Annotated in this window: 8 protein-coding genes and 2 pseudogenes; all 10 read left to right on the forward strand. The window is 69.0% G+C overall.

Features of this window, described 5'->3' with window-relative positions; genetic code table 11:
• Nucleotides 1-308 precede the first annotated feature (308 nt).
• Nucleotides 309-1226, forward strand: coding sequence for an RNA polymerase sigma-70 factor (locus tag QSK22_RS32735; protein ID WP_285498373.1), 918 nt, complete (start codon nt 309-311; stop codon nt 1224-1226).
• Between the two features lie 442 nt (nt 1227-1668).
• On the forward strand, nt 1669-2895 hold the full coding sequence (fxlM, locus tag QSK22_RS32740) for a methyltransferase, FxLD system (protein WP_285498380.1): 1227 nt from the start codon (nt 1669-1671) through the stop codon (nt 2893-2895).
• A gap of 67 nt (nt 2896-2962) precedes the next feature.
• Nucleotides 2963-3175 (forward strand): FxLD family lanthipeptide, encoded by a 213-nt coding sequence (locus QSK22_RS32745; protein WP_285498374.1) that lies wholly within the window; start codon nt 2963-2965, stop codon nt 3173-3175.
• Nucleotides 3176-3394: 219 nt separating this feature from the next.
• A complete protein-coding gene (locus tag QSK22_RS32750) occupies nt 3395-6391 on the forward strand; it encodes a lantibiotic dehydratase (protein WP_285498375.1) in 2997 nt (998 codons plus the stop codon).
• Nucleotides 6388-7566, forward strand: coding sequence for a lanthionine synthetase C family protein (locus QSK22_RS32755; protein WP_285498376.1), 1179 nt, complete (start codon nt 6388-6390; stop codon nt 7564-7566). Before QSK22_RS32750 ends, QSK22_RS32755 begins: the two co-directional genes overlap by 4 nt.
• Nucleotides 7548-8546, forward strand: a complete 999-nt coding sequence (locus QSK22_RS32760) for a thiopeptide-type bacteriocin biosynthesis protein (protein ID WP_285498377.1) — start codon at nt 7548-7550, stop codon at nt 8544-8546. The genes QSK22_RS32755 and QSK22_RS32760 overlap by 19 nt, the downstream gene beginning before the upstream one ends.
• Before the next feature lie 38 nt (nt 8547-8584).
• Nucleotides 8585-9733 (forward strand): hypothetical protein, encoded by a 1149-nt coding sequence (locus QSK22_RS32765; protein ID WP_285498378.1) that lies wholly within the window; start codon nt 8585-8587, stop codon nt 9731-9733.
• A gap of 437 nt (nt 9734-10170) precedes the next feature.
• The gene (locus tag QSK22_RS32770) at nt 10171-10587 is read left to right on the forward strand and encodes a hypothetical protein (protein ID WP_285498379.1); all 417 of its coding nucleotides are present in this window, start codon (nt 10171-10173) and stop codon (nt 10585-10587) included.
• Nucleotides 10588-10858: 271 nt separating this feature from the next.
• Nucleotides 10859-10903 (forward strand): annotated as a pseudogene (locus QSK22_RS33945) (hypothetical protein); the annotation flags it as partial.
• 54 nt (nt 10904-10957) lie between these two features.
• Nucleotides 10958-11216: pseudogene (locus QSK22_RS32775) on the forward strand (tyrosine-type recombinase/integrase); the annotation flags it as partial.

Below are 11216 nucleotides of genomic sequence, written 5' to 3' on the forward strand. Positions count from 1 at the left end.
CAACTCGCGAACGGACTTCGGCAGCGACGACGCCTCCAGAACCGAGCCGGCGGCGTACACGCGCTTAGCGAACTTCGCCGCGGTCTCGCTGGCGAACAGGTCGAATCGAGCCTCCATGGCATGCTCCCTACTCATGGGCACGGGCCGCGCGGCCTTTGCGCGGCGTCCTGACGACCACGAGACGCCGCCGGACCGGGCCCCGTGACGGCGCACCGGTGTGACGTACGCCACGGGCCCGGGGCGTCACGGACCGGTGGGCACCGGCACCGTATGCGTGCACGACGAGCCGAGACGGGCAGGAACCGACCATGAGCGAGCCGCACACCGACGCACTGGCCACCCGCCCCGCGGACCCGGCCACCGAGGTGTTCGTCTCCCACCGCAACCTGCTGTTCACCGTCGCCTACGAGATGCTCGGCTCCGCCGCGGACGCCGAGGACGTGCTCCAGGAGACGTGGCTGCGCTGGGCCGGCGTCGACCTCGCCGATGTGCGGGAGCCGCGCGCCTACCTCGTCCGGATCGTCACCCGGCAGGCGCTGATACGGCTGCGGACGCTGCGCCGCCGCAAGGAGTCCTACATCGGCCCCTGGCTGCCCGAACCGCTGCTGACCTCGCCGGACGTCGCCGAGGACGTCGAGCTCGCCGAGAGCGTCTCGATGGCGATGCTGCTGGTGCTGGAGACCCTCGGCCCGACCGAGCGCGCGGTGTTCGTGCTGCGCGAGGTGTTCGACCTGGACTACGGCGAGATCGCGGACGCGGTCGGCAAGAGCCGGGACGCCGTCCGGCAGATCGCCCACCGGGCGCGCGCGCATGTCGCCGCCCGTCGCCCGCGCGTCCCCGTCTCCCCGGCCGAGTCGCAGGCGGCGCTCGACGCGTTCCGGCGGGCGCTCGAGACGGGCGACCTGCAGGTCCTCGTCGACAGGCTCGCGCCGGATGTCATCCTCCTCGGCGACGGCGGCGGCGTCCGGCAGGCCGTGGTGCGGCCGATCGTGGGGGCCCGCAAGGTGGCCCGCCTGCTGGAGGCCGGGCGGGCCAGGGTGGCGGACGCCGTCTCCTACGAGCCGGTGCAGGTCAACGGACGCCCCGGGCTGCTCGTCCGGATCGACGGCGAGATCGACAGCGTCGTCGCGCTGCGGATCGACGACGGCCTGATCACCGGCCTCTACATCGTGCGGAACCCGGAGAAGCTGTCCCACATCGGCCGGGAGACCACCGTGACCCGCTGACCCGCCCGCCTCAGCGGCCCCGCCAGGAACACGGCACCGCTCGCCACCCCTTCCACGCACCCGCTCGGGCCGCGCCATCCGCCTGCCCCTGGCGGCGGAGCTGGGGCCAAAATCCGCCAAATCTCTTCCCGGTGGCGGTTCAGGCGCGCGAAGGTCATGGGCGACACCACACGTCGCCCTAAGGGAGCCCTCTTGGTCGCCTTCTCGCCGCACCCGGGCGTCAGGAACGCCGTGGCGTTCTTTCGTATCCGGCCGAATGTTTCGGTTGGTCCGTCGGTGCCGAACGTGCTTCTCCTGTGAGTCGCCTTGGGGCGTGCCAGGCTTCCCACTGGACACGCTCCTGCCCGACCAGGCAGGTCGACGACCGGGGCCGGCCGATCTCGAGTAGTAGCTGAACAGCATCGATCAACGGGGGAGACATCACGTGATTCACGCAGTGGACATGACCGGCGACTCTGGGCGGGCGGCGCGGTTGCGTGACGAGCTGGTCGACACGCTGCTATCGAACGGGCAGATCGTCTCCCCTGCGGTGGAGAAGGCGTTCCGCACGGTTGCGCGCGAGGCGTTCGTGCCCGCTGACACTCCTCTCGACACGGTCTACAGCGTGGACCGCCCGGTGGTGACCAAGACCGACGAGCACGGCGGACACCTTTCCTCGGTCAGCGCGGCCTACATCCAGGCCCGCATGATCGAGATGGCCGACATCCGCCCCGGCATGACCGTGCTGGAAATCGGCTCGGGCGGCTACAACGCCGCGCTGCTGGCCGAGGTCGTCGGCCCGGCTGGGCACGTGGTCAGCATCGACATCGACGGCGAGATCATCGACCGCGCCGGCGTCCTGTTGGACCGGGCCGGATACGGCGGGCGGGTCAGCGTCATGCAGGCCGACGCCGAACATCCCGTGCCCGGCTTCGGCCCATTCCATCGGACCCTCGTCACCGTCGGCGCGTGGGACATCCCCCCTGCCTGGCTGGACCAGCTGACCACCGACGGCGTGCTGGTGGTGCCGCTGCGCATGAACGGGATCACCAGGACCATCGCTTTCCGCCGCGACGGCGATCACCTGGTGAGCAGTGACGTTGAAGTGGCCGGGTTCGTGCCGATGCAAGGGCAGGGAGCGCACGTCGAGCGGACGTTCCTGCTGCCGGACCAGCACGGCGAACACATCCGGCTGCAGTTCGACTCTGACGTTCCCGAGACGATGCACTTGCTCGACGGGGTGCTGGCGACCGAGCCGGTGTCGGTTTGGTCCGGCATCACCATCGGGAACGGGATCTCGTTCGCCGACCTGCACCTGTGGCTTGCGGCATTTCTGCCCGGCTTCTGCCGCATCACCGCTGACGCGGGCACCAGACTGGCGGCGGAGCTGGGCAAGACGTGGTTCCCGTTCGGCGGCGTGCGTGGCGATTCCCTCGCCTACCTGGCAGTGCGTCCGGCGTTGGACGGCGCCGGCGTGGAGTTCGGCGCCACCGCTTATGGCGTCCACGGACAGGCCGCGGCCACCGCGCTTGTCGAGCAGATCCAGGCGTGGGACCGCAACGGCCGCCACCACGAGCCCACGTTCGGGTTCTGGACGGCTGGCAGCACCGTTCCACAGCTCCCTGACCATTCGGCCGTGCTGCAAAAGCACCATGGCGCCGTCTCGATTTCCTGGCTCCCGACGAGCTGACCAGGCCCGCCCGGCGAGCCAGGCAGCACCGAACCTTCCACCCCCGAAATGTGTGAGGAGTGAGCCGATGGCCCTATCGCTGACCCTGGACGCCACCGAATCCGTCGACGACCGGACCGAGGTCGGGGAGGAGGAGTTCGTACTGGACATGCGCGTGGTGGAGTCCACGACGCCGCTGGTGACCATGATGTGCTCCACCAGCGACGGCTGCGGCAGCACCTGCAGCACCAGCGCGTGCAGCACCAGCGCGTGCAGCACCAGCTCCAACGACCCGCTCTGACAAAGGCTGAACGCCTCCCGGAGGGCGATGTCCCCAGTGGGATGTCGCCCTCCGAAGGCCCTGGTGTGAGAAGGGAATAGGGCTGTGGCGGTTCCTCGTCGGTTTCGTCATGCCGGGCTCGTGCTGGTACGTGCGACCACATGTCCCCCGGACGTGATGCCCCCCAGCGACTTGGACTTGGCCGACCGTGCTGCTGTAGAGCGGGAAGGAGCCGCGTGGTTGGCGCAGGTTTGGGGACGTCGCGAGGTGCGCGAGGCCGTGGAGGTGTCCAGCCCAGTCCTGGCCGCCGGCGTCGAGCGTCTCCTGGCGGACGGCTGTCCGTCTGGGCGGCGGCTTCGCCGCACGGTGGCATCGCTGGCGTCGTACATGCTGCGGTGGGAACGGCGCGCCACCCCCTTCGGGATGTTCGCCGGAGTCACCACCGCCGCTCTCGGGCCGGCGGCGGCGAAGATCGGCACTGGCCACCGGGTCGTCGTCCGTGCCGACGCCGAATGGCTCACCGATCTGATCAACCAGGGGGAGCAGAACCCTGCCTTGCGGATGCGGCTGACGGTGGTCACGGACAACACCGGGACCGTCCGCGACGGCTACTTCATCGTCCTCCGCAGAGCCGAACTGGGGGCCCAATCGCCGGGGCCGTTGCGGGAAGCAGCAGTGCGCCTCACCGCGCCCATCGCCTACGCCCTCGACCAGGCCGTCACGCCCCAGCGGTTCGACGTACTGGCCGAGCGCATGTCCCAACGGTTCCCCGGCGCCGGCATCGACCGGATTCACGGGCTGCTGCATGGCCTGGTCGACGGCGGATTCCTTATCACCGGCCTGCGTCCCGCCTCGACCGTTGAAGACCCGCTGAACCACCTCATCCAGGCGCTCCGCGGCGCAGGTGTCCGGCAGACCGGTGGCGAGGAGCTCGCTGAGGTCGTCGGGCTACTCGACCGGCTGGAAGCGATCAATGTCCGGCTGGTCGAGCACAACACCACCGCCGACCCGGTGCGGGCGGCGACCCTGCGTGCCGAGATCACCGACACGATGCGGAACCTGGCGGCCGGTACGGGTCATGTGCTGGCGGCTGACCTGCGGCTCAACGCCCACATCACCATCCCCGAACCGGTCATGCAGGAGGCCGAGCGGGCGGCCGACGTCCTGCTGCGACTGTCGGCACAACCGTTCGGGACGACGGCGTGGATGGACTATCACGCCCGATTCCGCGCCCGCTACGGCACCGGCGCGCTCGTCCCGGTCCGAGAGTTGCTCGCGGACTCGGGACTGGGGTATCCCCACGGCTATCTGGGCGCGCCCCGTGCCCGCCCCGTGTGGCGGATGCTGACTCAACGCGACGCCGCCCTGATGTCGCTGATCCAGCAGGCGATCGTGGACGGTCTTGAGGAGATCACGCTGTCCGACGCCGATGTGCAGACGCTGACAGTAGGCGATCACAGCGACGTGGTGGTACCGCCGCGTATCGAACTCGGCGTTGCGCTCCATGCCGACTCTGCTAAGGCGATCAACCACGGCGACTTCATGCTTCAGGTGGTGGCTGCGCCACGCGCCCACACCAGCATGATCGGCCGGTTCGCCTACCTGCTCGATGAGGCCGACCGTGCCCGTCTCGCCCGCACCTACGCTCCCGGCGACGACGATGCTGTGGTGGCGCAGTTGTCGTTTCCGCCCCGCCGCCCGCACAACGACAACGTCGTGCGCATTGCCCCACATGCCGGGACGGTCGTGCTGTCGCTGGCCGAACACCCCGGCGTTGCCCTCGACAACTCACACGCCACTGGCTCTGGGCTTGGCCTGATCAGATTGGACGACCTGGCGGTCACCGCAGATGCCGATCAGATGTACCTGGTGCAGCTTTCCACCGGTCGGCGTGTGCTCGCCTACATCCCCCATGCTCTGGACACCATGGTGCAGACGTTGCCGTTGGCGCGGTTCCTGGCGGAGGTCTCCGATGCGCGCAGCGGCGTCTTCGGCCCGCTCGATCTGGGAGCTGCCCGCACCCTGCCATACGTCCCCCGCATCCGCTACCGGCGCACGGTGTTGTCTCCCGCGCGCTGGCTTCTCACTCACAGTGCCCTGGCCGCGACCGATGAAGACTGGGGAGTGGCCTTGCGCAGATGGCGTGGCCGGTGGAAGGTGCCTGCCCGCGTCATGCTGTGCCACGGGGAACTGCGTCTGCCGCTGGACTTGGACCACCCCTTGGACCGCTGGCTGCTGCGCACCCGGCTGGACAAGACCGAACAGATCGAGCTTCGTGAGGATGCCTCGCCCGCTGGCCTGGGCTGGGTGGGACGCGCGACTGAGCTGGTGATCCTGATGGTTGCGGACTCTGCGCCGAGGCGGCGGCTGCCGGAGACCACGCCGCCCGGCGTCGTTTATCAGCCGGGCGATGCGCTGCTGCTGCGGGCGCACCTGGTGGGCAACCCTGCCAGGTTCGATGCCATCCTCGCCCGCCACCTGCCCGAGTTCGTTCACCAGCTCGGCACACCGATCCGGTGGTGGTGGGCGAGCAGACACCGCGACCTGATCCGCCTCGAAGCCGACCACTACCTCGTGGTGCAATTTCGGCTCACTGATCGATCCCAGTACGGGCCGGTGGCCGCACGGCTGGCCGCCTTCGCCCAGGACCTGCGAGCACGCGGCCTGACCGGGCAGCTCATGCTGGCTCCCACCGCGGAGCAGCCCGGCCGCTACGGGCGCGGCCCGGCCTTGGAAGCCGCAGAGCAGGTGTTCGCCACCGACACCGCAGCCGCCATAGCCCAGATCACGATGGCTGAGGCCGCCGGGGTGGCGGCACAGGCCGTCGCGGCGGCCTCAATGACGCATCTCGCCGCGGCGTTCGCCCCCGACGCCGCGGCCGGCTACCGCGCACTGACCCGCTGTGCGAAGCAGAGCTCCGGACCGCTGGACCCAGCCGTACGCGACCTGGCCTTTCGCCTGGCCGACCCCGCAGGTGCCTTCGCCGCCGTCCGTGCCCTGCCGGGCGGTGACGCGGTCGCCGCCGCGTGGCAGAGCAGGGCCAGCGCATTGGCCACCTACCATCACCTTCTTGCTCAACAGCGCAATCCTGCGGGCCTGTTGCCGGTGCTGCTGCACGGGCACCACGTCCGGGCGCTCGGCCTTGACCCCGACCACGAAGCCACCACCACCCGACTCGCCCGTGCTGCCGCCCTCCGGAATCTGGCCACCACGTCACCCGCGGCAGGTGCCCAGTGACGTCGACGGCGACGGTCTCCCTCGATCAGGCGCACCGCCAATCCCTGGCGGACGGTACAGCGGGCACCGCGCTCCTCCACATCGAGCGCGCCCTGTCCGGCCGAGGCCCTTGGGCCAAGGCGCATGCGCTGATCCGGCAGGTGGCCACCGGCCCGATCGATGGAGGTGACCACGCGGGCCTGTACTACGGGGCGCCCGCCGTCGCGTTCATGCTTCATACCGCCGGCGGAGACGGCCGGCCCCGGTACGAACAAGCACTCGCAACGTTGGATCACCATGTGGCAGGCCTTGCCCGCCGCCGCCTCAGCACCGCCGTCACCAGGACCAACGCAGGCGAGTACACCCGGTTCAACGAGTACGACCTGTTCTACGGCCTGGTCGGCATCGGCGCACTCCTGCTGCTACGCCAGCCCGGCAGCGACACTCTCGGCGACGTGTTGCGGTACCTGGTGCGGCTCACCCGCCCGTCCCGGCACGACGGGGTGGAACTGCCCGGCTGGTGGGTCCCGCACGACCCCGACCCAACCCTGCCGACACCCGGCGGACACGCCAATCTCGGCATGGCACACGGCGCGGCCGGGATCCTCGCGCTCCTGGCACTGGCCGCACGCGCCGGCCACGTCGTCGAAGGACAGCACGAAGCGCTCGAACGGCTGACCGACTGGTTCGAGCACTGGCGGCAACACTCACTGGACGGCCCCTGGTGCCCACAATGGATCACCCTCACCGCGCTGCGCACCGGCCGCCCCACCCAGCAGCGGCCCGGGCGACCCTCATGGTGCTACGGCACCCCCGGCATCGCCCGCGCGCTCCAGCTGGCCGCCCTGGCCACCGGCGACACCACACGGCAACACCTTGCCGAACAAGCGCTACTGGCCTCCCTGTCCGACCAGAACCTGACACGGATCAGCGACCCCGGACTCTGCCACGGCGCAGCCGGGCTCTACCAGACCGTCTACCGCGCCGCCCGCGACAGCACCGACCCCGCGCTCCGCCGGCGGCTGCCCTGCTTGGCAGCCGCGCTCACCGCACACACCAGGCTTCGCCACGGGCACAACGAGCGCCCAGAGGAGGGACTGCTGACCGGCAGAGCCGGAGTCGAACTGGCCTTGGAAACCACGCGGCGCACCGCGCCACCCCACTCGGGATGGGACGCATGCCTGCTGATCACCTGACCGAAGCCGCCCCCTCCCAACTCGCCGCCGGCGTGCTCGCCGTGCTCGCAGGCGCCCAGCCGGAGGCGGCCGCCGTCGAGCACGGCCTCCAGCCGGACCAGCTCACCGAAGCCGTCCAGGTGTACGTATCCGCCGGGTACGCCGCGCTGGAACGTCATATCGAGCAGCAGTGGCATCAAGTGCTCGTGAGATTTCCTGCATGGGAGCAGGCCGAGAAAATCGCGGCCACGCAACTCGGACCACGCCTGGACAACCTGTACCACCACGGGGTCATCGGCGGGTGGTGGTTCCTGCGCAAGCACCCCTACTGGCGGATACGGCTGCGCATCCCCAGCCCCTGCAGGGACGCCGCCCTGGCTGCGGCCGGCGTCGTCACCGAGACGTTGACTGAGCTGACCGACCTCGGGCTGATCAGCGGATGGCGGCGTTCGATTTACGAACCAGAGCATGCCGCGTTCGGCGGCCCCGCAGCCATGGCGACGGTCCATGACCTCTTCTGCGCCGACAGCCGCGGCGTCCTCGACTACGCCCGTACCGCGTCGCCGCGCATCGGCCGCCGTGAAGTATCCAGCATGCTCATCCATGCACTCCTGCACGGCGCGGGACTGGACTGGTTCGAAAGCGGCGACGTCTTCCATCGGGTCGCGCAACTACGCCCCGCCCCACCGGGCTCAACACCCCAAGAAGCGATGGACGCGCTGGCCGACAAGATCCGGACGGTGATACACACCGCAGCAGAAGCCACCGATCCCCTCTTCGGCCCGGCTGGTCCGGCCGCGTTCGCAGCCGACTGGCGAGATGACTTCCACGCAGCAGGGCGGCGGCTCGGGGCTGCCGCAGCCGACGGCCGCCTCGATCGCGGCCTGCGTGCACTGCTCACCCACGTGGTGATCTTTCACTGGAACCGGCTCGGTCTATCGGCCACCACGCAAGGCATCCTGGCCCGCGCCGCCACCGCCGCCTTCCTGCCGCGCAGCTGACCTGCTCAGCCCTTGATCCGACTCGGGGACCTCATGCCATGGACACCACCACACTGAGGGCAGCGGCCCGATACTTCCCTCTCCTGGGACGTCCGCGACCAGCGTGTCCGCCGCTGGCCTCCCGCGTCCAAGAGATCGCCGACATCGCCGATACCGCTTACAGGGTGCAGCAGCAAGGTGGCGACGCGCTGCACGATGCCGCCCACGCCCTCAACAAGGCGGCATTGCTGGCCAGCGACTGCGGCCTGACCGACGAGGCTCGCCGCTTGTGCTGGCGACACATCGACCTCTATTGCGAGGCCGGTCCACAGCTCACCGCTGTGCAAGCCCGCTACATGCTCGAACCCGTCGTCAACCTGGCCCGCCTCCACATCCGGAACAACGAACTGCGCACGGCGCTGCACATCCTGGAAGCGATGCACCACGCAACCACCCGCGGAACCGACCTGACGGTGGACGATCGCCTCCTACCGCTGGCGCAGCTGACTGGAACCCTCCAGGAGCGCAACAAGCTGCGCGAGTGGGTGTGGCTGCAGCTCCTCACCGATGGAATCCGCGCTCTGACGCGCGACGAAAGGTGGAACGACGCGGTCGCTCTGGCGGAAGTCCACCGCGGCATCGGGACGCACCTGATGGAGGGACGGCAGGTCGCGATCCTTGCAGCCTGCTTGGACGGCACCACCGACGCGGCCCGAGACCTGCTCCACACCAGCACCCTGACCCAGCCGTGGGAACACCAGGTCGCATCCTGTTTGGAAGTAATGTGCGGCGGAAGCGACAAACCGGATCACCACCGCACCATCACGACGATGATCCAAAGCTTCCGCAATAGCAGACCGGCCGCAGGGTATGCCGTTTTCCGTGCCCGTTTCGGTTTGACCACCGCCATCCTCGCGCGGTCTCACTCACTTGAACTGGCCGCTGCGGTGCTCGCTCAGGCCGCAGACGAAGCGATCGCTGCACGCGACGGGTACGCGGCACGCGAAGTCCTCAACCACCGAGTCCCTCATACCGGCCTGACCGATCAGCAGCATCGTGCCCTTGACGGCCTCATAGCCGCCAGCGGTCTCGGTGCCGGACCTCTACCACCAATGCTGCAAGACGCATTCACCGACGCCATCAGCATCGCAGTAACAGCCCTGACAGTATCACTCAAGAAAAGCTCGGCATCCTCACGGCGAGGTTGAGCGCCAGGTGCTCGCCGCGGGAATGAGCAAATTTCCAATGCAGACATCGAGACTGTGCGAACCGGTCCCAAGGCGCTGACGGCTCGAAGCTGAATCTTGGCAGAGGTATCCCGTCCAGCCACACGGTCGAGCTCTGTGGCGCAGCAGACCTGCATCCCGGCCTGGATCACTCGCGGATACTTTTCCTGCTCGGGGCGGAACGGCTGCCCGTTTCGCCGCCTCCCTCAACTTCGTCGATACCGCATCTGCGAAGAAAGCGCCCCCACGATGACGAACGCTGCACAGCCCGCCAGCATCGGCACTACGACGCCGAGCATGGCGCGCATTCATGACTACTGGCTCCCCACGATCGGCCGGGCGAGGTCACCTGGCTCTCGGCGCCATTGCAATGGTGCGGCCGAAAACGATCTCACCCGCAACACCATGAAGGTCGACGGGTGGTGATCGCCATGGGACGACACACCCTCAGCCACACCAGTCCCAGTTCGGCCGTCCGCACTGGCCCCGCGCTCATCACCAGCGCACCCGCACCGCCTGACAACCCCGCGCTACTGGCGATCATCAAGCCACTTCACCCAGAGCGCGTGACGGGGCTCACCGCGCTGCAGGCACTGCTCATCCGCAACGTGGCGCTCATGGCGACCATCACGGAATGGAACGGCTGGCCGTTCCTGCACGCCTACTCCGTCGCTGACCTGAAGATCGGGAACCGGGCGCGGTATATCCGCGTCGGCTGTGGCTACTGGCGCGAGGACTGGTGGTACGTCACACCCGGGGACGCCGGGACAAACGTCATAGCCGCCATGTCCACTCCGGACGTGGCTGCCCGGATCATCGCGGGAGTGCTGCTGTGAGCCCCGTCGAGATGCGGCCCGCGAGATTGGCGCAGACCGCCGTAGCGGCTTTCGAGGAAGCCATGCGCGCCGAGGGGCGGCCGACGACGTTGATCCGTTTCGTGGCGGATACGGCGCGCGAGACCGCGGAGGACGAGCTCGAATACTCACCGGAGGCTCCAGCTCGTGAAGCGTTGAGGAAGTCCGCCGGAAGGTCCGTACCGGGCAGGATCTGGTTCGGTCGGTCACGGTCGGGGAGTACCTGGAGTCCTGGCTGGCTGGGCGCAGGAACCTGCGGGAGGGGACCCGCCGTGGCTATGCCGACCACATCAAGCTCTATCTGATCCCGCACCTGGGCCATATCCGCCTGGACCGGCTTTGTGTCCGCGACGTGGAACGCGTCTTCGACGCCATCGATGAGCTCAACGAGACCATCGCCCGGGCACGCGAATCCGGCGACCCGACACTGCGAGCCGAGGTCAAGGGGCGCCGGGTGGTCGGGCCTGCCACCAAGCAGCGGATTCGGGCGACGCTTCGGGCCGCGCTCAACAGGGCGGTCCGGGAACGGCTGATCGAAGTGAACGCCGCGTCCCTGGTGGAGCTCCCCTCGGGCAAGGCGCCCAAGGCGCTGGTGTGGACCGACGAACGCA

The organism is Actinomadura sp. NBRC 104425, from assembly GCF_030269545.1.
Classification (GTDB): Bacteria; Actinomycetota; Actinomycetes; order Streptosporangiales; family Streptosporangiaceae; genus Spirillospora; species Spirillospora keratinilytica.

Excerpts from the sequence above, each read along its gene's own strand:
- QSK22_RS32735 (WP_285498373.1), top strand. The coding sequence starts at position 309 with ATGAGCGAGCCGCACACCGACGCACTGGCCACCCGCCCCGCGGACCCG.
- fxlM (WP_285498380.1), top strand. The coding sequence starts at position 1,669 with ATGACCGGCGACTCTGGGCGGGCGGCGCGGTTGCGTGACGAGCTGGTC.
- QSK22_RS32745 (WP_285498374.1), top strand. The coding sequence starts at position 2,963 with ATGGCCCTATCGCTGACCCTGGACGCCACCGAATCCGTCGACGACCGG.
- QSK22_RS32760 (WP_285498377.1), top strand. The coding sequence starts at position 7,548 with ATGCCTGCTGATCACCTGACCGAAGCCGCCCCCTCCCAACTCGCCGCC.
- QSK22_RS32765 (WP_285498378.1), top strand. The coding sequence starts at position 8,585 with ATGGACACCACCACACTGAGGGCAGCGGCCCGATACTTCCCTCTCCTG.